20 protein-coding genes and 1 pseudogene are annotated in these 22,210 nt (G+C 67.5%); 7 read left to right on the plus strand and 14 right to left on the minus strand.

The window, feature by feature from the left end; all coding sequences use genetic code 11:
* Positions 1-9: 9 nt before the first annotated feature.
* Positions 10-1,416, minus strand: a complete 1,407-nt coding sequence (locus EV645_RS09930; protein WP_130441914.1) for a sensor histidine kinase — start codon at positions 1,414-1,416, stop codon at positions 10-12.
* Positions 1,417-1,479: 63 nt separating this feature from the next.
* Positions 1,480-2,394 carry a phosphotransferase enzyme family protein gene (locus EV645_RS09935; protein WP_130441916.1) on the minus strand — a complete coding sequence of 305 codons (915 nt, stop codon included), beginning with the start codon at positions 2,392-2,394 and terminating at the stop codon, positions 1,480-1,482.
* Positions 2,395-2,575: 181 nt separating this feature from the next.
* On the opposite strand from EV645_RS09935, the gene EV645_RS09940 reads away from it, so the two are divergent.
* Positions 2,576-3,967 carry a hypothetical protein gene (locus tag EV645_RS09940; RefSeq protein ID WP_130441918.1) on the plus strand — a complete coding sequence of 464 codons (1,392 nt, stop codon included), beginning with the start codon at positions 2,576-2,578 and terminating at the stop codon, positions 3,965-3,967.
* Positions 3,968-3,991: 24 nt separating this feature from the next.
* Here EV645_RS09940 and EV645_RS09945 read toward each other — a convergent pair whose 3' ends face one another.
* From EV645_RS09945 to EV645_RS09990, 10 genes and pseudogenes are all read right to left on the minus strand, one after another.
* Positions 3,992-5,185 carry a cytochrome P450 gene (locus EV645_RS09945; RefSeq protein ID WP_130441920.1) on the minus strand — a complete coding sequence of 398 codons (1,194 nt, stop codon included), beginning with the start codon at positions 5,183-5,185 and terminating at the stop codon, positions 3,992-3,994.
* A gap of 35 nt (positions 5,186-5,220) precedes the next feature.
* A complete protein-coding gene (locus EV645_RS09950; RefSeq protein WP_130441922.1) occupies positions 5,221-5,922 on the minus strand; it encodes a hypothetical protein in 702 nt (233 codons plus the stop codon).
* Positions 5,919-6,710 carry a CPBP family glutamic-type intramembrane protease gene (locus EV645_RS09955; RefSeq protein WP_130441924.1) on the minus strand — a complete coding sequence of 264 codons (792 nt, stop codon included), beginning with the start codon at positions 6,708-6,710 and terminating at the stop codon, positions 5,919-5,921. Before EV645_RS09955 ends, EV645_RS09950 begins: the two co-directional genes overlap by 4 nt.
* A 184-nt stretch (positions 6,711-6,894) precedes the next feature.
* Positions 6,895-7,539 (minus strand): response regulator transcription factor, encoded by a 645-nt coding sequence (locus EV645_RS09960; RefSeq protein ID WP_130441926.1) that lies wholly within the window; start codon positions 7,537-7,539, stop codon positions 6,895-6,897.
* A complete protein-coding gene (locus EV645_RS09965; RefSeq protein ID WP_206751446.1) occupies positions 7,530-9,248 on the minus strand; it encodes a histidine kinase in 1,719 nt (572 codons plus the stop codon). The genes EV645_RS09960 and EV645_RS09965 overlap by 10 nt, the downstream gene beginning before the upstream one ends.
* 260 nt (positions 9,249-9,508) lie before the next feature.
* Positions 9,509-9,999: pseudogene (locus EV645_RS09970) on the minus strand (DUF6807 family protein).
* A 119-nt stretch (positions 10,000-10,118) separates the two neighbouring features.
* Entirely contained in the window at positions 10,119-11,243 is a 1,125-nt protein-coding gene (locus tag EV645_RS09975) for a Gfo/Idh/MocA family protein (protein ID WP_130441932.1), read from the minus strand.
* A gap of 25 nt (positions 11,244-11,268) precedes the next feature.
* Positions 11,269-12,576, minus strand: coding sequence for an ABC transporter substrate-binding protein (locus tag EV645_RS09980; protein WP_242000304.1), 1,308 nt, complete (start codon positions 12,574-12,576; stop codon positions 11,269-11,271).
* 19 nt (positions 12,577-12,595) lie between these two features.
* The gene (locus EV645_RS09985; RefSeq protein ID WP_130441934.1) at positions 12,596-13,480 is read right to left on the minus strand and encodes a carbohydrate ABC transporter permease; all 885 of its coding nucleotides are present in this window, start codon (positions 13,478-13,480) and stop codon (positions 12,596-12,598) included.
* The gene (locus EV645_RS09990) at positions 13,470-14,393 is read right to left on the minus strand and encodes a carbohydrate ABC transporter permease (protein WP_130441936.1); all 924 of its coding nucleotides are present in this window, start codon (positions 14,391-14,393) and stop codon (positions 13,470-13,472) included. The genes EV645_RS09985 and EV645_RS09990 overlap by 11 nt, the downstream gene beginning before the upstream one ends.
* A 196-nt stretch (positions 14,394-14,589) precedes the next feature.
* Here EV645_RS09990 and EV645_RS09995 point away from each other — a divergent pair, with 196 nt between their 5' ends.
* From EV645_RS09995 to EV645_RS10020, 6 genes are all read left to right on the plus strand, one after another.
* Positions 14,590-16,335 (plus strand): hypothetical protein, encoded by a 1,746-nt coding sequence (locus tag EV645_RS09995; protein WP_198681535.1) that lies wholly within the window; start codon positions 14,590-14,592, stop codon positions 16,333-16,335.
* 61 nt (positions 16,336-16,396) lie between these two features.
* Positions 16,397-17,440, plus strand: coding sequence for a LacI family DNA-binding transcriptional regulator (locus EV645_RS10000; protein ID WP_130441940.1), 1,044 nt, complete (start codon positions 16,397-16,399; stop codon positions 17,438-17,440).
* Positions 17,441-19,036, plus strand: a complete 1,596-nt coding sequence (locus EV645_RS10005; RefSeq protein ID WP_130441942.1) for an FAD-dependent oxidoreductase — start codon at positions 17,441-17,443, stop codon at positions 19,034-19,036.
* Positions 19,037-19,045: 9 nt separating this feature from the next.
* Positions 19,046-19,579, plus strand: a complete 534-nt coding sequence (locus EV645_RS10010) for a dihydrofolate reductase family protein (RefSeq protein ID WP_130441944.1) — start codon at positions 19,046-19,048, stop codon at positions 19,577-19,579.
* Positions 19,580-19,586: 7 nt separating this feature from the next.
* A complete protein-coding gene (locus EV645_RS10015; RefSeq protein ID WP_130441946.1) occupies positions 19,587-19,931 on the plus strand; it encodes a hypothetical protein in 345 nt (114 codons plus the stop codon).
* 174 nt (positions 19,932-20,105) lie between these two features.
* Entirely contained in the window at positions 20,106-20,285 is a 180-nt protein-coding gene (locus EV645_RS10020; RefSeq protein ID WP_130441948.1) for a hypothetical protein, read from the plus strand.
* Between the two features lie 204 nt (positions 20,286-20,489).
* On the opposite strand, the gene EV645_RS10025 is transcribed toward EV645_RS10020, so the two are convergent.
* Complete coding sequence (locus EV645_RS10025; RefSeq protein ID WP_130441950.1) at positions 20,490-20,837, minus strand: hypothetical protein; 348 nt, start codon at positions 20,835-20,837, stop codon at positions 20,490-20,492.
* Positions 20,838-21,223: 386 nt separating this feature from the next.
* Positions 21,224-22,210, minus strand: a complete 987-nt coding sequence (gene hemB, locus EV645_RS10030; protein WP_130441952.1) for a porphobilinogen synthase — start codon at positions 22,208-22,210, stop codon at positions 21,224-21,226.

The following is a 22,210-nucleotide window of genomic DNA, read 5'->3' on the forward strand; positions in this document are numbered from 1 at the left end:
GATGGCGACTCACGCAGACAGCGTCACGGCGAACGTTGTGTTCCCGGGGGTTGAGGTGACGGTCAGGGTGCCTTGGTGGGCTTCGGCGATGGAGCGGGCGAGGGAGAGGCCTAGCCCGGTCCCGCCGGTGGTGCTGGTTCGGGCTGTGTCGGCTCGGGTGAAGCGTTGGAAGACGTTGGGGAGCAGCTCGGCGGGGATGCCGGGGCCGTCGTCGTGGATGGTGAGTACGGCGGAGCGATCGGCCAGCTTGGCGGCGACGGTGACCGTGGTGCCGGCGGGGGTGTGGCGGCGGGCGTTGGTGAGCAGGTTGGTGACGACCTGGTGGAGGCGTTGCTCGTCACCGATGATGACGATCGGGTCGGGTGGCAGCTCCAGCTCCCAATGGTGGCTGGGGGCAACTATCTGGGCGTCGGTGATCGAGTCGCGGGCGAGCCGGGACAGGTCGACCGGGCGGCGGTCGAGCGGGCGGCCGGCGTCCAGGCGGGCGAGCAGCAAGAGGTCCTCGACCAACGACGCCATGCGAGTGGTCTCGACCATGACCTTTCCCATGGCGTGCCCGTAGAGCTCGGGATCGCGTTGGCGGAGGCTCAGCTGCGCGTAGCCGTGGATCGTCGTCAGCGGCGTACGGAGCTCGTGGGATGCATCGGCCACGAACTGCCGGACCTGCTGCTCACTGCGGTGTCGTGCATCGAGCGCGTTCTCCATATGACCGAGCAGCGTGTTGAGTGCGACCGCGACCTGGCCGACCTCGGTGCGCTCGTCGGTCAGCTGGTCGGGTACGCGTGCGGTCACCCCGATCTCCCCGGTGTCGAGCGGTAGACCGGCCACCTCTCGAGCGGTCTGCGCGACGCGGCGCAGTGGCCGCAGCTGACGCCGTACGACGAGAACACCGACGCCACCCGCGGTCAGTACGCCGATGCCGCCGAAGAGCACTTCCCAGCCGATCAGGCTGTTGACGGTGTTCTGGATGTCCTTCGTCGGCAGCCCGGTGATCACCGTGATCGAACCGACGCTGGACGCGTACACGCGGTACTCGCCGAGCGCTGGTAGGTCGACCGTGCTGTTCTGGCCGGCGGTCAGGTCATCGAGTACGCCAACCGCTTGATCGCTCAGCTCGGTGAGCGTGCCGTCGGCGGTGATCACGTTGCCCGCGGCCCCGGACGGACCGACGTACACGGTCACCGTGCCCGCGTCCTGTCCGTGCGGAGCGTCCTTCGGCGGTCCGCCCGGATTGCCGTTCGTCAGGGCGTTGATCGCGCGCCCCTGGGTCGCGGCCACCTTCCCGTCGAGCTGCCTGGTCAGGTACGAGCTGATCGCGGCGGTCGTCAGCGCGCTGATCACGAGACTCACCACCGCAACCAGCACCACCATCGCCGCCGCGACCCGCACACTCAACGACCGCGCCGCAACCCTCATGCACCCAGCATGTGCGGCAACCCCTCAGACGGCCTCCACGTTTGCTGGCACCTTGCTGTGAACTCAGAGCAGTACCGCGGCCGCCGCGCGCAGCCCGTCGAGCTCCGCCGCGGCCCACCCCTCGGCCCGCGACTCAGTACCGCGGAACTGCGGCTTGTCGACGAGGTGGAAGCGCAGGTTGAAGATGCTCCCGACAACCTGCAGGTACGGGATCACGGACTCGTCCTCTTCGCTGATCCCGCCGTACCCGGCCTTGAACGCATCCCAGTGTGGCGTCGGCGCGACGCCGGTGAAATCCGCCGCCAACGGGCCGACCGCCGCGAGGTCGAAATCGAGGAGCAGAAGTCCCTGCTCGGTCAACAAGACATTGTCCATCGTGACGTCGCCGTGGCAGGTTCCTGCCTTTGAGTACTGCGCGAGGTTGTTCCGTACAGCACCCGCGAGCGTGCGGAGCAGGTTTTCCTCCGAGTTATCCACAGCGAGAATCTGCTCGAGCGGTTCGTCGAGCCGGTGGACGACGTCGGCCGGCCGCCGGAAGTACGGCGACGTGTAGTTGCCGGCGGCATTGTGGAATGCGGCGAGTTGCGCACCGAAGGCGGCGTACAACTCGTCGGTGAACGGTCGCTCCGGCTTGCTCCCCTCGACGTACGACGAGAGAGTGAACGCCCGGGGTCCTTCCGGTGTGTCGAGCAGCCCGACAGTGTCGCCGTCGAGCAACGGAACCACCGACGGGACGGGGACGCCGGCTGCCAGCAGATGTGCCGAAAGCCCTGTCTCCCAACGGATTTCGTCCGGGTGGCGGCCGTCGTACCGATAGAGCTTGAGGACGTACCGCGTGCCGTCGGCGGCGGTCACCTCGTAGACGTCGTTCACCAGTGACCGGAGCAGTACGGCGCCGGTGAAATCGAGACCGTAGCGTCCGGCGAGGTGCGCGGCGAGGGCGTCGGGGTCGGGGAGGCTGCGCACGGACGGGACCATGGGTGCGAGGATATGAGTCGTTTGAATGAGAGCTGTCGTGGGGAGGTTCGAGACGTTTCCGGATTCGCCTCCCCTTATGGGGCCGGAAACCGGTAGCCTCGTGCAGCGCGCTATATGGGGGCCGCCGTTCCACCCACCCGACGAACTGCCGGAGAGCCCAAACCGGTCAGGAGTGCACGTCTTGCAGGAGAACACCAGCAGCACCAGTACTGGCGAACTGGTCAACGTACCCCTTACCGGTGCGGACAAGGTTGCCTACGCTTTCTATGCGACCGCGGCTGCCGCGGCGCTGGTCGGCCAAGTCTGGGCCGGCGTGACCCACATCCCCTGGCCGGACAGCGGCTTCTCGCAGCTGCTCAAGATCGTCCTCGTCACGCCCGCGGTCGCGGTGCTCGAGCTCGGTGGCGTCGCCACCGCAGCGCTCGCCGACCTCCGCCGGCGTAAGGGCGAACAGGCCTATGCCTACCGCGCGATGTCGTTCTTCGCGGCGCTCGTCGCGGTCGTGTTCAACGTGGTCGGCCACTGGCGGCCGGAGGAGCGGTTCCTCGCCTTCGGCTTCGGCGGCCTGTCCGCGTTCGCGTACGTGCTCTGGCTGATCCACAGCTCGGCCCGTCGTCGTGACGCACTGCGTCGCGCCGGGCAGATGCGCGAGACCGGTCCGGTGTACGGCGTCGTGCAATGGGCCCGCGAACCGCGAGTCACCTGGCTGGCGCGTTCGCTGGCGATCGAGCACGGCTACGGGCTGTACGAGAGCCTGCGTGCGGCCCAGCACCAGATCCGCAACCGGAGTCGTCGCGAGGCGATCGCCGGCACCGTCGCGGAGTACATCCGGTCCGAGCACCAGGACGAGCGGCTGGCGAAGATCGCCGAGACGACGTACGACCCGGACCGGCTGGCCGGGATGCTCGAGGAGCGGATCAACTACGAGGTCATCACCAACAAGCTGACCAAGGCGATCTCGCCGCCGCCCGAGCCCGAGGAGGGTCCGGCGGTGCCGGCCGCTGTCTGGGTGCTCGAGGGCGGACAGCCGCGGCGCGTGGACAACACCGGTGTGTCGCTGCGCGACGAGGATGCCTGGACCGGCGAGCTGATGGCGATCGTCGACCAGCCGCCGGAGGGCGACGAGTCGGTCGCCGAGGCGGTCGTGGTCGAGGACGCCGGCGAGCCGCAGCATGTCGTCAACGGCAACACCAACGGCAGCACCAACGGTGCTTCGGGCAAGCTCAAGCCGTTCGCGCCGCAGCCGAAGGCCGAGCCGACGGTGGAGAAGCCCAAGCCGCCGTCGCCGTTCGCCGGTCCGGCCGACCCGCAGCCGCCGGCGCTGATCACCACGCCGAAGGTCGAGCCCGTGCTGCGCGACCCGGAGCCGGTGGTCGTGGAGGACCAGCCGGAGCCGACCGCGCTCGAGAAGAAGCGGATGCGCGCATACGCGCTGCTGTCCGACTGGCCGGCCGGCCATGAGCGTACGGCGAAGACGCTGGCCGACGCGATCGCGTCGAGCGAGCCGATGGCCGCGCGCTTCATCGAGCAGTACGAGACCGAGCACGGAGTCGTGTTCGCCTCGCAGAACTGAGCAGCGCTGACCTGCCGGTGGACCTCAGAGGTTGAGGTTCACCGGCAGTTCTGCGAGACCGCTCACCAGCACGCGACGCCACTCGAGCTCTTCGGCCGGCTTCGCGAGGCTCATCCGCGGGAACCGGCGTACGAGCGCCAGCAGCGACTCCTGCAGCTCGATCCGCGCCAGCTGTGCGCCGAGGCAGAAGTGCGGCCCGAAGCCGAACGACAGGTGCTTGTTGTCCTGCCGATCCACCCGCAGCTCGTCCGGAGCGTCGTACGCACGCGGGTCGCGGTTCGCCGAGTTGAGCGCGGCCATCACGCCCTCGCCGGCCTTGATCTGTACGCCGTGCAGCTCGATGTCCTCGACCGCGATCCGCAGCTGACCGACCTCGCTGAATCGGTTGAAGCGCAGAAGCTCCTCGATCGCGGTCGGGACCAGCCCAGGCTCCGCGACCAGCCGGGCCCAGTTCTCCGGCCAGCGCAGCAGCGTCGCGACACAGCTCGAGATCTGGTTGGCCGACGTCTCGTGCCCGGCGACCAGCAGGTTCACGCCGAACGCGATCAGCTCTTCCTGGCTGAGCCGGTCGCCCTCTTCGCGTGCTCGCACGAGCTCGTCGAGCAGGTCCTCGGCCGGCTGGTCGGTGTTCGCCAGCTTCTTCGTGACCAGGTCCTCGATGTACGCCGTCAGGTTGGTCATCGCGTCCTCGACCAGGTCCTTCTCGGCCATCTTCATGCTGTACCCGAGCTCGGTCCACTCCCGGAACTGCGCACGGTCGGCGTACGGTACGCCGAGCAGCTGGCAGATCACCTGGATCGGCAACGGCAACGCGACGAGCTGCCGGATATCGGCACCGTCGCCGGCGCGGGCGACGTCCTCGGCCAGCTGTGCCGACAGCTCCGCCACCCACGGCCGGGTCCGCTCGATCTTCCGGTGCGCGAACGTTGGCACCACCAACCTTCGCAGCCGGGTGTGCTCCGGCGGGTCGGTCGTGGTCAGACTGTTCGGCATCGGCTTCGCGAGCGCGACCCGCGGTGCTCCCTGCTTCACCACCGCGGCCCGCGAGAACCGCGGATCCGCCAGCACGAGCTTCACGTCGTCGTACCGCGTCACCAGCCAGACCTCAGCGCCCGCGAGCGTCCGCACCCGAGCCACGGGCTGGTTCTCCCGCAGCTCGGCGAACGTAGGCGACGGATCGAACTGAAAAGCATCCTCGAACGGAATCTCCAGCACCATGACCCCAACCCTAAGCAAGTTAGGTAACCCTTGCTTCAGGCTCCCGCGCGTCGCGGACCGGTGACGACAGCCGGCACGATGAAGGCGGCGGCGATGATCAGCAGCACGACTCCGCCGATCAGGGAGCCGATCGTGATGCCCTCGACGACCGGCAGGGTCGCACCCATGCTCAGTTCGGCGTCGACGTTCGACGATCCGTCGGCGTTCATGATCACGACGGACCAGTCGCCTCCGGTGGCGTTCCAGCGCACGGAGCCGGTTCCGCCGGCGACCCAGAAGGACTGGTCGGCGGGAGCGGCGGCAGGCTTGTCGCCGGCCCGTGCCGTCGTCGAGAGCTTGAACGGATCGACGTCGAAGTCCGCAACCTCGTCGTACCCGACACCCTTCAGGTACGCCGCGACCTCCGCCGCCGGGCCGATGCCGATGAACACCGGGGTGCCGTTCTTCGAGGTGGCGTCGATCTGAACCTCACCGAGGAAGTCGTCGCTGTAGAACGCATCCGGCCCGGTCCCGCCGATGTCGAGGGAAGGCGCCAGCAGCGCGGACGTACTGGTGGTGACCCGCTCCGGTCCCACGGTGAAGGACCCGTTGTCGCGCTGCTGCTGAGCCCAGAGGCCGAAGCCGCCGATCGCGAACAGGATGAGGCTGACCATGCCGAACAAGCCGCCCACGACGACGAGCACGGTGCGCCCGCCGCCCCACGTGCGTCGGGCCGGCGGAGAAGAGATGGCGGTCATGAGACTGGCTCCTTCACGATGGTCGTGCTGACGGCTGCGGCTGGTGCGGGACTTGTCCAGAAGCGACGGCTGACGATCAGCAGGACGATGGCGACCGCGCACCACACGGCGACGTACAGCCAGGTCTCGCGGGTCGCGTCCGTGCCGGCCGGCCAGAGGTCCTCGGTGTTGATGCTGCCTTCGGTGGCATGGGCGATGAGGGTGATGAGGGCACTGCCGGCGGCGTGGTTGAACAGCCACGCGTACCAGATGGTGACGGCGACGGTGGTCAGCGCTTCGAAGGGCTTGAGACCGAACGACGGCATCAAGAACAGCGGCAGATGCCAGCCGGTGATGGCAACCGCCATGATCGCGGTCGCGGCGAGCGGAGTGCGGTTCGCCTGGAGTCTCGGCTGGGCGAAGCCGCGGAAGCTCGGCTCCTCACTTAACGGGCCGCCGGTCGGGTTGACGATGTTCATCCCGACCACGACCGCGAGTCCGTACCACGGGGTGAACTGACCGGTGTCCGGGGCCGGCGCGCCCATCGCCCGGTTCGCCGAGATCGTCACGAAGTGCACGATCAGCGGTACGGCGATCGCGACGGCGTACCAGATCCAGCTGACGCGCCAGCGGATCAACCGGGCTCCGACGGAACGCAAACCGGCGAGGCCTTCGGTCAGGGAGACGACCACGAGGGCAGCGACCAGGGCGCCCGGGGCGAAGAAGCTCCCGAACGGGACCCCGCCCCAGGCGAGGACGTAGGCGAGCACGAAGAAGCTGAGTACGGGGTGACTGCGGATAAAGGTCATGACGGATCTCCTCTGCTGCGGATCGGGGCTTGGTTCCTGGCTGGGCCGAGGGTCGGGCTCGGGCTGGATCACGCGGGACTTGTGCACTGCTCCTCCAGGGACTCGGTCTACCTCCGAGACTCGCGCCCGCGGGCGCGTTCGGGAGACCGGTCGACCGGTGGAGGAGGGGTTCGGGTTTCTGGTGTCAGGCCCGCAGATAGAGCAGTACGGCGAGCACCCGGCGGGACTCGTTGCGGGTGGTCGGGATGCCGAGTTTGGTGAAGATGCCGGAGACGTACTTCTCCGCGGCCCGCAACGTGATCGTCAGGGCGTCGGCGATGCCCTGGTTGGAGGCGCCGGTGGCCATCAGCTCGAGTGCCTCCCGTTCGCGCGGCGTCAGGACCGCGAGCGGGTCGTCGCCGCGCCGGCGCTTCAGCAGCGTGGAGACGATCTTCGGATCGACCGCCGAGCCGCCGCCGGCCACCCGCCGTACCGCCGCGACGAAGTCGTCGACGTCGCTGATCCGGTCCTTCAGCAGGTAGCCGACTCCTTCGGCCGACTCCGACAGCAGTTGCATCGCCAGACCCAGCTCGAGGTACTGCGAAAGCACGAGTACGCCGACCCCCGGATGCTGCTCGCGGATCCGCAACGCGGCGCGCATCCCCTCGTCGTTGTGGGTCGGCGGCAACCGGATGTCGAGGATCGCGACCTCCGGCGGGAAGCTCCGGACGTACCGCAGCAGGTCGTCGGCATTGTCGTACGCCGCGACCACGTCCAGCCCGGCGTCGCTGAGGATCCGGGTGACTCCCTCGCGCAGCAACACACTGTCCTCGGCGATCGCTACTCGCATGGCAGCTCCGCTTCGAGCCGGGTACCGCGTCCGGCCGGACTCCAGATCCGCAGCCGGCCACCCACGGCCTCGACCCGATCGGCCAGACCGCGGAGGCCGGTGCCACGCTCGGTGTCCGCACCGCCGATGCCGTCGTCGACGACCTCCACGACGACGGCATCCTCCGATCGCGTGACGCGTACGGAGGCCGCGGTCGCCTTCGCGTGCTTGCCGATGTTCGTGAGGCTCTCGCTGACCACGTAGTACGCCGCGACCTCGATCCGCTCGGGCAGCCGCCCGTCGACCGCGACATCCAGCTCGACCGGTACTGCGGCCTGGACGGCCAACGTTTCCAGCGCGACCGACAGGCCGTGGCCCGTGAGCACCGCTGGGTGGATGCCGCGCGCGACGTCTCGTAGCTCGTCGAGCGAGGCCGTCACCTCGTGCTTGGCCTTCAGCAGTCGTGCGGTCGTCTCGGGATCCTTCGAGGAGCTCCGTGCGATCAGTTGCAGCTCGAGTGCCAGGGCGACCAGGCGTTGCTGGGCGCCGTCGTGCAGGTTGCGTTCGAGGCGTTGCCGTTCCTTCTGGCCCGCGTCGACGACGCGGGCGCGTGAGCCTTGCAGCTCGAGCAGGCGGGCACGGAGCTCCACCTGAAGCCGGTTGTTCTCGAGGGCGATCCCGGCCGCCGCGACGACGGCGTCCAGTAACTCCCGCTCGTCCTGGAGCGATCGGTCGAACTCCAGGGCGATCACCGGCTCGTTGTCGCGACGGATGAGGCGGGTCGCCCGGCCGTCCTCGGGACCCCGCAGGGAGACGGCGTGACCGTCCGGATCGGCCCAGGTCCCGTAGTCGGGCAGCCAGTAGGCAAGGATCAGGGACGGATCGTGCAGAGCCCGGGCCAATGGTTCGCGCAGATCGCTGGTCGGGTGGGCGCGCAGTTCCATCAGCAGCGCGCCGACATCGGTGCGCGCCAGCCGGGAATCCAGCAGGCCGAGCAGGAACGCGACCGGGGCGAGTCCGACGGCAGCGAAGGTGACGTGCCGGACGACCTCGATCTGCGGCCAGCCGCGCAGGCCCGCGATGTACAGGATCGCGAGCATGACCAGGGCCAGACCGAACGTGTCTACCAGCAGGGTCACCGGTCGTCTCCGGCCGGCCGGTCGCCGTACCAGTAGCAGTACGACGCCCGCCAGGAGCAGAACGCTCATGGCGATCAGTTGCATCTGCTCGATCCGGGCCGCCAGCGCCGGCTGGGAGGTGATCGCGAGCAGGCTGTCCGGATTTCCGCCGAGCAGGATCTTCGCCAATTGCAGGATCACGACGTTCGTATAGGCGGCGGCGACCAGAATCCGACGCGGCCGGGTCTCCAGCTGCCCGGTCGGATAGGCGAGGAACACGTGCAGGAACATCGCGGACGGCACCATGTCGAGCAGGTGGCCGAGCGTGTGCAGCGCGGGCACCGACGACCATTGCAGCGCGGTCAGCGCCATCACGAAGGCGGTGGCGATCATCAGCGGACCGAGGCGGCTGTCCGGCCGGCGCCACCAGGCGAGGGTGCCGCTGATCAGGTACGGGATCGTGATCCAGTTGAACAGGAACGCCTGCAGGCCGGGCCGAACCAGCTCGTCACCCGCCAGTGCGAGACCGATCGAGCCGAGGAGCGTTCCGAAGCCCAGGGCGACCGTCCCCCACAACGCCCAGGCGCCCGGCCCCCGGGCAACTGCGGGCACCGCCGCCGATCCCCCCACCACAGCCACCGCCTCACGCCTTGGAAACGGTCGTCGAGTTGGCGATCGCCGAGTCGGTCCCCCTAGTCAGCGTGCCCCCGCAGGCGGCACCAGGCAATGCCGAACCACCGGCCCGGCGCCGTACACAACCGCTTAGGCAGCGCTAGCGCGGATCCCCAGGACATCACAATCGCGTCTTCCCAGCCTCGCCCCGAGGGCGCTGACGCCGAGGGACCGATTGTGATGGCCTGGGGATCCGGTGCTCAGCTCGTCCGGCCCTTGCCTTGCGGGGCGAGGATCGTGCCGTTGGTGAAGGCACGTCGTCCGCGCCAGAACAACCCGCCGTACCCGGCGTTCGGCCAGCCGGCCGTGGTCGGGCTGCCGATCTGGATGTTCGCGCCGGACACGTTGGTCATCGCGGTCTCGTACACCAGCATCCAGCCATCGTCGGCGAGCCGCGTGGTGATCGTGCGCGTCTCGTCGACGACATGCTTGCCGCCCTCGGTATGCCAGGACAGATGGTGCGCGAACCGGACCTCGTCGTCGGACACGTCCAGCGCGTCGACCCGGTCGTGGTCCTGCGACCCGTTGTTGCCGAGCGGCTTGTACCCGTTCTCCTTCGTATACGTCGGTCCGCCCCAGAAGTTGTCGTGCCCGAAGTGCGGCAACGACCACGACTCCCCTTGTGCCACAGGTGATCCCACGGCCGGTACACGCTGACCAGGTCGCCGGTCAGCGTCCGTATCGGGTGGATGTACGGTCGCGGCGACTCGTACTGCGGATCGTCCGCGTTTTAGACATACGTGAACAGCTCGCCGCCGCCTGCCGTCACCTGGATCGATTCGTTGACAGCGTGATTGCAGCCGAGAATCATCAGCTCTCCCGTGGTGATTGCGCGGTCCATGGGGCCCCGAGTTCGCTGAACAGCGCGAACTCGTTCGAGGCGCGGTCGATCCAGTTCTCGACGTCGAGAACTATCGGCCGGCGTTCCAGGGCTTCGCCTTCCCAGCGGATGAACTCGGCCGGGATCTCGCGTGGTGGGTCCGCGACCCGAACGGCCTCGACGACCGTCGTGAAGCCGCCGGTCGCCGAGAGCGGGACGTACAGCGGTACGGAAGGATCCGCGCGATGGTCGAGCAGGTTCTCCAGGAGGTCGGCCCGCTCGCGCTTCTTGACGGTCATGCAGCCGTCCTGGTGGATCTCCAGCGTGTCCGAGGCGTAGCGCAGTACGGCGCGACCCGTCGAGCCGTGCACGATGACCGAGGGCTCGAGGTGCTCGTCCGCGCACAACGTGACGGCGACGAGGATCGTCGTACCGCGGGCTGTGACGATCCGAACCGTCGACGTGTCGTCGGACTCGATCGGATTCGCGCGGTACAGCTCCGTCTCGACCGACCGTACGTCGTCCACGCCGGTCGACCGGTCCAGCAGCAACGCCGCCGCGGTCGCGTGGGCGAGCGGATTCGTCACCGCGCCGTCGACGACATCGACGCCGTCGAGCCGCCGCTTGCCGGCCCAGCGCGCCCGCTGGAAGTACTTCGCCGTCCGCACCCATTTGCCGACCGCACTGATCCCACGGATCTCACCGAGCTCCCCCGCGGCCATCATCTCCGCGAGCTTGAGCGTCGCCTCGGACGCCTGTGCCTGGAAACCGACCTGACAGGCGCGCCCGGTCTCCGCGACCACAGCAGACAGTTCCTCGAACTCCGCAAGCGATGCAGTCGGCGGCTTCTCAAGCAGTACGTCGGCGCCCGCCCGCATCGCCAGCGCCGCCAGCGGGACGTGCGTCTGGATCGGCGTACTGATGATCACGACATCGACTTCGGTTGCCGCGAGCAACGCCTCGAGGCTGTCGAAGGCGCGCACACCGTCGGTGGGACGGGGATCCGCGACCCCCACCAGTTCGGCCCGGCCGGCCTCGGCCAGCCGGGCGACGTTACGAACATGGGAGGCGCCGTGGCCGTGGACTCCCGCCACGGCCACGCGCGGCCCCGTCATCGACAATCAGTTGCTGTCAGCAACACTATTTGAGCTCCCCGTTGACCTCGTCCAGGAACGCCTTCGCAGCCGCATCGGGCGCCTGCCGGCCGAACAGTACCTCGGTCGTGTACCGCTGGATGATCTTCTCCACCTGGCCGCCACCGACCGGCGGCGCCGGTGACGGGTCACCGAGGTCCTTGCCGATGTCCTGGATGAACTTCGCGGACGCGGCGTCGGCCGGCTGCAGCTTCGGCGTCACCTCGGTGCGGATGTCGGTGTTCGGCGGCACGCCCCGCTCGGCGAGCAGGACGTTCCCGGCCGCGGCGCTGTTGGCCAGGTAGTTGACGAACTCCGCGGCCGCCTTCTGCTGCTTCGACCGCGACGAGATCGACCAGAACATCGAGCCCTTGTAGTACGAGCCGTTGTCGGCGGCCTTGCCGTCGGCGCTCGGGATCCGCAGCAGCTTCAACTGCTGGCCGCTCGCCTTGCTGAACGCGACCAACTGGTTGCTCCAGATGAAGCTCATCGCGAGTTTCCCGGTCGCGAACGCGGACTGGTCGAGGGCCGCGTTCATGTCCTGCGACACGGCCTCGGCCGACGGGATCGCCTTCTGGTCCCGGAGCTTCAGGATGTACTTGAAGAAGTCGGTGGTCTTCTCCGGCGAGACACCGAGCTTGCCGTCCTTGGTCCAGAGCGACTCACCGTTCTGCCGGGCCCAGAGGTTCAGGCCGGCCTCGTTGGCACCGAGCGTGCCTGTCCCGGTGATCTTGCCGCCGGTCTTCGTGGTGACCTCCGCGGCGATCCGGGCGAAGTCGTCCCAGGTCCAGGTGGTGTCGTCCGGAATCGCCACGCCGGCGGTCTTGAAGGCGGCCGGGTTCACCACGACGGCGAACGAGTTGATGCCGGCGTTCAGCCCGTAGAGGCCGCCGTCGAACTCGCCGGCGCCCAACGTGTCCGGCTCGAACTTGCCGGTGTCCAGGCCCTGCGCCTTCTTCAGGTCGAGCAGTGCGCCGCGGTCGGCGTACTCCCGCAGGTACTTCTCGTCCATCTGGATGATGTCCGGGGCGTCGTTCGCGGCAACGGTCGTGGCGAGCTTGTCCCAGTAGCCGGACCACTCGCCGAACTCACCCTTGATCGTGACGTTCGGGTGGTCCTTCTGGTACGCGTCGATCACCTGCTGGGTGAGCTTGGTCCGGGTGTCCGAGCCCCACCAGGTGAATCGGAGCGTGACCTTGCCGCCGGCATCGTCCGACGACCCGCCCGGACCGCCGGAGTCGCCGCCGCAGGCGCTTGCCGCGAGCAACGTCGTGGCCAGCGCCAGCGCCGTCAAAGCGCGTGGGATGTGCCTCATGATGTGCACCTTTCAGGGGTTACTTGATGCCGGTGGTCGCGATGCCCTTGATCAGGTATCGCTGGCCGAACAGGAAGGCGAGGAAGACCGGGACGAGAGAGACGACCGACATCGCGAACATCGATCCCCAGGAGCTGCTGGAGGTCGAGTCGACGAAGCCCCGCAACGCGACCGGGACGGTGTACATGTGCGGGTCGGTCAGGTAGATCAGCTGGCTGAAGAAGTCGTTCCAGGTCCAGATGAACGTGAAGATCGTCGTGGTGGCGAGCGCCGGCACCATCAGCGGCAGGATCACCCGCAGGAAGATGCCGCCCCGGCCGCAGCCGTCGATCCGGGCGGCCTCGTCCAGCTCGCGCGGGATGCCGCGGATGAACTGCACCATCAGGAACACGAAGAACGCATCCGTGGCGAGCAGCTTCGGCACGATCAGCGGGAGGAACGTGTTGATCCAGCCCGCGTGCGAGAACAGGATGTACTGCGGCACGATCACCACGTGGATCGGCAGCATGATGCTCAGCAGCATGATCGCGAACCAGAACTTCTTGCCCGCGAACTCCAGCCGGGCGAAGGCGTACGCCGCCATCGAGCACGAGACCAGGTTGCCGAGGATCGAGCCGAGCACCACCACCGCCGAGTTCAGCAGGTAGCGGGTGAACGGCTCGCTCAGCGCGTTCCAGCCGACCCGGTAGTTGTCGATCCGCAGGTCCTTCACCAGGATCCCGGGGTCGCGGAAGATCTCGTTGCCCGGCCGCAGCGAGCTGACCACCATCCAGATCACCGGGTAGAGCATCACCAGCGCGGATGCCGCGAGTACGACGTGGATCACCAGCGGCCGGGCCCGCGCCCAGGTAACGACGCCGGTCCGCCGGGCGGCGACCGTGGTGCGGAGCGTTTCAGTCGTCATAGAACACCCAGTACTTCGAGAGGAGGAAGTTCGCCGCGGTGAAGATCCCGATGATCACGAGCAGGAACCAGGCCATCGCCGACGCGTAGCCCATGTCGAAGTTCCCGAAGCCCCGGTCGTAGAGGTACAGCGTGAAGAACATCGTCGAGTCCGACGGACCGCCGCTGCCCCCGGAGACGACGAACGCCTGCGTGAACGCCTGGAACGCGTGGATGATCTGCAGCACCAGGTTGAAGAAGATGATCGGCGTCAGCAGCGGCAGCGTGATGCTGAAGAACCGGCGCAGCGTCCCGGCGCCGTCGACCGACGCGGCCTCGTAGTACATCGACGGGATCTGTCTCAGCCCGGCCAGGAAGATCACCATCGGCGAGCCGAACGTCCACACGTTCAGTACGACGAGCGTGCCCAGCGCCGTACTCGGGTCGGAGATCCAGCCCTTGCCGTCGATGCCGACGACGTCGAGCAGCTGGTTCAGCAGACCCGTCGTGCCGAAGACCTGCCGCCAGAGGATCGCGATCGCGACACTCGAGCCGAGCAGCGACGGCAGGTAGAAGACCGATCGGTAGAAGGCCATCCCGCGGACGCCACGATCGAGTACAACGGCCAGCAGCAGGGCGATCGCCAGCTGCAGCGGGACCGACACGAACACGTAGGTGAACGTCACTCGGAGTGAGTTGTGCAGCCGCTCGTCGGACAGCATCCGGGTGAAATTGTCGAGGCCGATCCACTTCGGGGCCTGGATCAGGTTGTAGTCCGTGAAGGACAGGTACAGCGAGGCCAGCATCGGGCCGATCGTGATGAGAAACAGCCCTAGCAGCCAGGGGGCCAGAAACAGGTACCCGGCCAGGTTGTCCTTCTTCTGACCTGCGGTTTTCTTTCCCCGGAGGCTGCCGAGCTCACCCAGCGCACTCATCGTTTTGATACCTCCGGACACTGATGGAAAGCGCTTGCCTTGGCCGGTCAAACTAGTACAAGAAACCGGTTCCCGCAAGGGTTCATCGGTGCAGGAAACGGTCCGGATCCGGCCGCTGTGCGAGGTATTGACAGGACAAAGTTCCGGGGCGACAGTTCTGAGCCTTTGGCAACCGCTTACCGCCCAGGAGATGCCGATGCTGCGACGTACCTTCCTCACCGGTTCGCTGACCACAGTCGCGGTCGGCGCACTGCAAACGACCACGGCACGTGCTGAGGTAGCTGCTGTGGACGAGGACTTCCTGACCCTGCTGACCAACGCCAATCAGGCGCAGATCCCGCTGGTGCTGGCGAACTACCAGAACGCCGGCGACAGCATCCGCACGGTCGCGCGAAAAGCCAGGCGACTGATCTCCGGGTACGTCTGGGGCAGGTCGTCCTACCACCATGACCCCGCCCTGCTCGGCCGGCTGGGCTGGCTGGTCGATCAGCTCGCGGCGCGGCAGCACGACGACGGTCTGTACGACGTCGGCAACTTGCACTCGCCGCCGGACAGCTCGTTCGCGATCCAGGACGTGTGCGTGCTGTACGCGCTGCTCGACGCGGATGACTCGGCGGAGACAGCGTCGCTGCGTACGACGCTTGCCGCCGTGATTCGCAAGGCGGCGCCTGCGCTGGCCGTCGGCGGCGTACACACGCCGAACCACCGCTGGGAGGTGTCGGCTGCGCTGGCCCGCGCGCACCACCTGTTCCCGGACCGGCGGTACGCGGCGCGGATCGACGACTGGCTCGACGAGGGCATCGACGCGACCCCGGACGGGATCTACAGCGAACGCAGCTCGACGTACGCCGCCGAGGTGACGAATCCGTGCCTGCTGACGATCGCCTGGCTGCGCGACAAGCCGGCCCTGGTGGACTACGTACGACGGAACCTCGAGGCGACGCTGTACTTCTTGGAGCCGAACGGCGAGGTCGACACGACGGCCTCCCGGCGCCAGGACCAGAAGGGTCTGCGCGAGGTCTGGTGGTATCTGACGCAGTTCCGCGAGCTCGCGCTGCACACGAACGACGGCCGGTTCACGACTGTTGCCAAGAGCATCGAAACGCGCGGCACGGGCGAGCTCGGCGACTTCCTGGCCGAGGTGCTCGAGCGGCCCGAACTGGCAGCCGCTCTGCCGGCCGCGGCGGCGGTGCCGACCGATTTCGTCCAGCACTTTCCGTCGCAGGCGTCGGCACGCGTACGCCGCGGTGCGCGGACTGCGACCGTGTTCGGTGGGACCGACTTCCATGACATTGCGGTGATCTCGTCGGGGCTGTCCACCAATCCGACGTTCTTCAAGCTCCGCAACGGCGCGGCGATCCTGGACTCGGTCCGGCTGTCCCCGCAGTTCTTCAGTACCGGTCACTTTCGCAGCGACGGTCTGCAGGTATCGGGGAAGACGTTCAAGCTGTCGTCTGAGGTGAAGGTCCCGTATCACCTGCCGCTTCCGAAGCGATACCGCCGGGCGGATGGGCGCTATGCGTTGACGCCGGACGGTCGCTTCTACGCGTCGATGGACTTCGGCCACCGGCCTAAGCAGTATCGGACGTTGCGGACCGAGATCGCTGTGACGGAGGTTGCGAACGGGTTCGACCTGGTCTTCGATTTTGACGGCGACGAGACGGCGTACGCGATCGAACTCTGCTTCCGGCCTGGTGGGACGCTGGCCGGCGTTGAGGTTTTGGATGCCTCGGGCAACTATCAACTGGCCGCCGGCACTGGAAGCTACACCGTCGGTTCGGATCGGATCGAGTTCGGTCCGGGGAACGGCGCTGCGCGGGTGGCGATGGATCCGGGCGAGCGGTACACGTACCTCGGTGGCAGCCTGACCCCGGACGGTCTGCGCGTCTACCTCACCGGCCGGATTCCCGGGCGTCAGGTGCTCAGGTTGCAGATGTCTTAGTAATTCGAATTATCACTGTCTTTTTCTTGACGACGGACCGTCGTCGGGCTACTGTCGGGCGATGCCACAGAAGGCGACCCGGCTGACCCAGCGCGATATCGCGCGACTGGCGAACGTCAGCCAGACGACGGTCTCACTGGTGCTGAACAATCGCAGTGACGCGACCGCCCGGATCCCGGCCGAAACCCGGGACCGGGTGCTCAAGGTGATCCGGGACACCGGGTACCAGGCGGATCCGTTGGCCCGGCGGATGCTCAAGCAACGCAACCAGATCCTCGGCGTGTTCACCTACGAGTCGGTGTTCCCGAGCACGAGCGGTGACTTCTACTACCCGTTCCTGGCCGGCATCGAGGACCGCGCCGAGCGCCTCGGGTGGGACCTGCTGCTGTTCACCAGCGCCCCGGTCGCGGACGGCCACCGCCGGATCTTCCACGAGAACAACCGCCTCCGCATCGCCGACGGCTGCCTACTCCTCGGCCGAGACGTCCCCTCCGACGAGCTCGCCCGCCTGATCGCCGAGGACTACCCCTTCGTCTCGGTCGGCCGCCGCAACGACGCCGGCGCCCCCGTCCCCTCCGTGGGCGCCGACTACACCACCGCGACCCGTCTCCTGGCCGACCGAGCCCTCAAACTCGGCCACCGCCACCTCGCCTACCTCGGCCCCGCCACAGGCCCCGCCCCCATCCCCGAATCCTCCGCAGACCGCCTCCAAGGCTTCCACCAAACCGCCGGCCCCAAAGCCCTGGTCCTCCAAACCTCGCCGCAGATGCAGTGGGTTGGGGAGGCGGTCGATGTGTTGGTGGAGCGGCGGATCACCGCGGTGTTTGTGGAGGAGCGGGCTGATGCGATTGCGCTGCTTGCCGCGGCTTCCGCGCGCGGGATCGACGTACCTGGGGATCTGTCTGTCGTTGCGCTTGGTGATTCGACTCGGCCTGTGGCGAGTGACGTGGACTTCAGCGGGTTTCATGTGCCGCGGCGGGCGATTGGGGTGCGGGCGGTCGAGCTGCTCGAGGCGATCCTGGCCGGCGCCGCGACCTCGCAGCAGATCCTGCTCCCGTGCGAGCTGACCGAAGGAACCACTCTCACTCCACCCAAAGGTGTCTGAATGCATACAGAGGTACTTGTGGTCGGCGGCGGACTCGGCGGCGTGGCGGCGGCCTTGGCTGCGCTGCGTGCCGGTCGATCGGTCGTGCTGACCGAGGAGTTCGACTGGCTCGGCGGACAGCTGACCAGCCAGGCCGTCCCGCCGGACGAGCACAGCTGGGTCGAGCAGTTCGGCGTCACAGCGTCGTACCGCGCTCTCCGCGACGGCATCCGCGAGTACTACCGTCGGCACTACCCACTGACCGCAGCCTCCCGCGCAATGCCTCAGCTGAACCCTGGCGCTGGATACGTATCCAAGCTCTGCCATGAGCCGCGAGTCGCACTCGCAGTGCTGGAAGCCATGCTCGCGCCGTACAGAGCGAGTCATCGTCTGCAGGTGCTCCAGCCGTACCGTCCTGTCGCCGCGGAGACCGACGGCGATCGCGTGACCGCGGTGACTGTGCAGCATCGTGATTCCGACGAGCAGGTGACTGTCACCGCGCCGTACATCCTCGATGCGACCGAGACCGGGGAACTGCTGCCGCTGACCGGGACGGAGTACGTGACCGGGTTCGAGGCGCAGAGCGAGACCGGCGAGCCGAGCGCGCCCGCGGAAGCGCAGCCGATGAACATGCAGGCGGTCTCGTACTGCTTCGCGGTCGATCACGTCGACGGCGACCAGGTCGGTGACAAGCCGCCGAACTACGCCTTCTGGCGGAACTACCAGCCGTCGTTCTGGGGCGACCGCCTGCTGTCCTGGACCGCTCCGAACCCCCGGACGCTGGAGACGTCACACCGCTCCTTCACGCCGAACCCCGACGACGATCCGCTTGCGGTGGTTGCCGATCAGCGCCTGACCGGCGGCGACACGAACCTGTGGACGTTCCGCCGGATCGCGGCGCGCCGGCACTTCGTCCCGGGCGCGTACGAGAGCGACATCTGCCTGGTGAACTGGCCGATGATCGACTACTTCGAGGGCGCCGTCATCGACGTACCGGACGCTTCGAAGCATCTCGCCGCGGCGCGTGAGCTGTCGCAGTCCGTCTTCTACTGGCTGCAGACCGAGGCACCTCGGCCCGACGGCGGGAGCGGCTTCCCCGGGCTCCGGCTGCGTGGGGATCTGCTTGGTTCGGCGGACGGGCTGGCGCAGGCGCCGTACATCCGGGAATCGCGGCGGATCAGGGCGGAGTACACGATCGTCGAGCAGGACCTCTCGGTCGCGGTCCGCGGCGACCGAGGCGCGGTCGAGTACGACGACACCGTCGGCGTCGGGATGTACCGCATCGACCTGCATCCGTCGACCGGCGGCGACAATTACATCGATGTCGCGAGCAGCCCGTTCCGGATCCCGCTCGGTGCGCTCATCCCGCAGCGGGTCGAGAATCTCCTTCCTGCCAACAAGAATCTCGGCACGACGCATATCACCAACGGCTGCTACCGGCTCCACCCGGTCGAATGGAACATCGGCGAATCCGCTGGTGCGCTGGCCGCCTTCTGCCTGGACCGCGGTGCGACGCCGCGAGCGGTCCGCAGTACGCCGGCCCTCCTCGCGGAGTACCAGTCCCGTCTGGCCGCCGACGGGGTGGAGCTGAGCTGGCCGGAGGTGTCGGGCTACTAAAATGTCGGCGTGAGCTTCCACGCCGCTGCCTTCATCGCCACCAGCCTCGACGGCTACATCGCCCGCCCCGACGGCTCCATCGACTGGCTCACCACCCGAGCCGAACACGCCGGCGAGACCGGGTACGACGAGTTCATGTCCTCGATCGACACCGTCGTACTCGGCCGGAACACCTATGAGCTGGCGCTGACGTACGACCTCTGGCCGTACGAAGGCAAGCAGGTGGAGGTCCTCAGCTCGACCCTCGACCCGAACACCGACGACCGCATCCTCGTCCACCGCACCCTGGACGCCCTGGTCGAAACCCTCACCGACCGAGGCGCCCAACGCATCTACACCGACGGCGCCCGAACCATCCAGACCTTCCTGACCGCCGGCCTCCTCAACGAGCTGACCATCACCACCGCCCCGGTCCTCCTAGGCACCGGCATCCCCCTCTTCGGCCCCCTGACCTCCGACATCCCCCTGACCCACAACGCCACCCGCACCCTCAACGCCGGCTTCACCCAATCCGACTACACAATCCAGCACGTCGGCGCATGATGGAGACATGGACACGTTGCCCGGACTAACAGTTCAGCGAGACGATCCGCCGGTCGCGATGCAAGCGCAACTGATGGGAACGCTGGACCTCGACCCCTCGACGAACTGCCTGGTACTCCGCCCCTCCAACATCGACAACGTGCAGTTCGTCGACATCGCCTGGCCCCGAGGCTGGAGCGTCACAATCCCCGACGGCAACCCCACCCTGACCGACCGCGCAGGAATACCAGTCGCCCAGGTCGGCGACGAGGTCTCCGTCGGAGGAGGTTTCGTAGACACAACCCGAGCCAAAGTCACCGCCTGCACAGGCCAACAGGCCGTCTTCATAGCCTCGGCCCTAACCCGCCTTTGACGACCACCCGCGCCAGAAGGCGGCCTCCGCGGTGACCTTGGCATACTTGCCGTGCGGCCCTTGAAGCTGTGGACAAGTAGCGCATCTGTCGACAACTCGATTGCTCAGAATCCCTCGAAAATAAGGGGTTCTGAAGTTGGAAAACTGTCGGTGGCCGTGTCTAGGGTTGTCGGTATGGAGGTCCTCGGCGAACGGCCCGTCTGGTCGATGAGCGAGAGCGAGAAGGTGTCGGCTCTCGACGCAGTCGTCGCGGAGAAGGCCCGCCTGGAGACCCTCGAGCTCCACCTCATCGCAGCCATCGACCAGTCCGGCGCCCGACGCCAGGTCCGTATCGCCACCCACCTGACCAAGTAGGCCGCTACCGCCGCCCTCCCCGACCCAGCCACGCCCTTCGCCAATCCCGCCACCGCCCAGCCGGCTCCGATCGACACCGTCGAGACGGTGGCCGGAGTGGACGATGCAGGTACGCCGGAATCGGGGGCGTGGCGCGTCTCCGGCTGGATCGCACACGAGACAGGCTAGGTCAGCCTCGTGCTCGCCAACCACATCTAGGTGACGTCACGCGTATGGGGGTCGCCATCTCCAGCATTCGTTGATTTGGTCGAGTTGAGACTGGAGGCGGCGGGAGTCCCGGCGAGGGAGGTTGTGTACGACGATGTGCAGGATCGCCTGGACCTCGAGCATCGGCGGGCAGCACTCCCAGATGCCGCATCCCGTGTAGCGCGGGTCGTATAGGCGATGAGCGGGATCACGGACGAACCGCTCCCAGTACCGGGTCGCCTCCAGCACCTGCCCGGGCTCCAGGAGGGTGTTCTCCAGGCGAGCGATCACACGCCGGCCGTGCGGAGACAGGCCGGGAAGGTTGGAGATTCGGGTGATTGTGGAGAGACCATTGGTCTTCGTCATCCGCAGTCGTGCAGCAGAGTCCGCACGAAGTTGAGCCGGGCGCTTACGCGGCATCGGCCTTTCTGTTGATCTGCATGCCTTCATGGTGCCACGACACGGACGAGGAGTTCGATCGCGTTTTAGTCGTTTCTTGTGAGCACGCGGACCGAGGTGTCGACAGCGCGCGACAAGCCCACACGACGCAGGCTCGTGGGCACGCAATCAGCTTTCTCCCAGGCACCAGCCAGGCCGTCGATCGCGCAGCAGCGCGCAGTACGCCGGCGGCAGCCGGCAAGTCCGGCAGTAGCCGGAGGGTGGGTGGGCGACGGGCGTAGCAGCCGCTGCCGAGGAGCGCAGCGACGAGAGAGCGGGTGCGTAGCGCGCGGGGGCAGTTTTCCCGCTCTGGCTCACCTGGGGTTCAGGAGGTGGACTGCTTCGGCGGCCCAGTAGGTGAGGATGGTGTCGGCGCCGGCTCGGCGGATTGAGGTTAGGGTTTCGAGGATGGCGGCGTCGCGGTTGATCCAGCCGTTGGCGGCGGCGGCTTCTACCATGGCGTATTCGCCGGAGATGTTGTACGCGGCAACGGGGACGTTCACGTGGTCGCGGACCTGGCGGATGATGTCGAGGTAGGCGAGGGCCGGCTTGACCATGACGATGTCGGCGCCTTCGGCGATGTCGAGGTCGACCTCGCGGATGGCGTCGCGGGCGTTGGCGTTGTCCTGCTGGTACGTCTTCCGGTCGCCGGTGAGCGACGAGTCGACCGCCTCGCGGAACGGGCCGAAGAATGCCGACGCGTACTTCACGGCGTACGCGAGGATGACGGTGTCGATGAAGCCGGCCGCGTCGAGCGCGCTGCGTACGACGCCGACCTGGCCGTCCATCATCCCGGACGGACCGACGACATGGGCGCCCGCCGAAGCCTGCGCGACACCCATCTCGGCGTAGATCGACAGCGTGGCGTCGTTGTCCACCCGGCCAGAAGCATCGAGTACGCCGCAATGTCCGTGCGACGTGAACTCGTCCAGGCAAAGGTCCGACATCACCAGCAGCGAGTCACCGGCCTCGGAAACAGCATCGGCGATCGCGACATTCAGGATCCCTGCCGGATCCAGGGCGCCAGAGCCAACGGGGTCCTTCACCGAAGGTACGCCGAACAACATCACCCCGCCGAGACCGAGCGACGCAGCCTCCGCGACAGCCTTCCGCGCCGTGTCCCGGGTGTGCTGGACGACGCCGGGCATCGACCGGATCGGGATCGGCTCCCGGGCGTCTTCCCGGATGAACATCGGCAGGATCAACTGCCGCGGCTCGATGACGGTCTCCGCGACCAGTCGACGTACCGCCGCCGACGACCGAAGCCGCCGCGGCCTGACCTCCGGGAAACCACCAGGCAT

The sequence above is a fragment of the Kribbella rubisoli genome (assembly GCF_004217145.1).
Taxonomy (GTDB): Bacteria; Actinomycetota; Actinomycetes; order Propionibacteriales; family Kribbellaceae; genus Kribbella; species Kribbella rubisoli.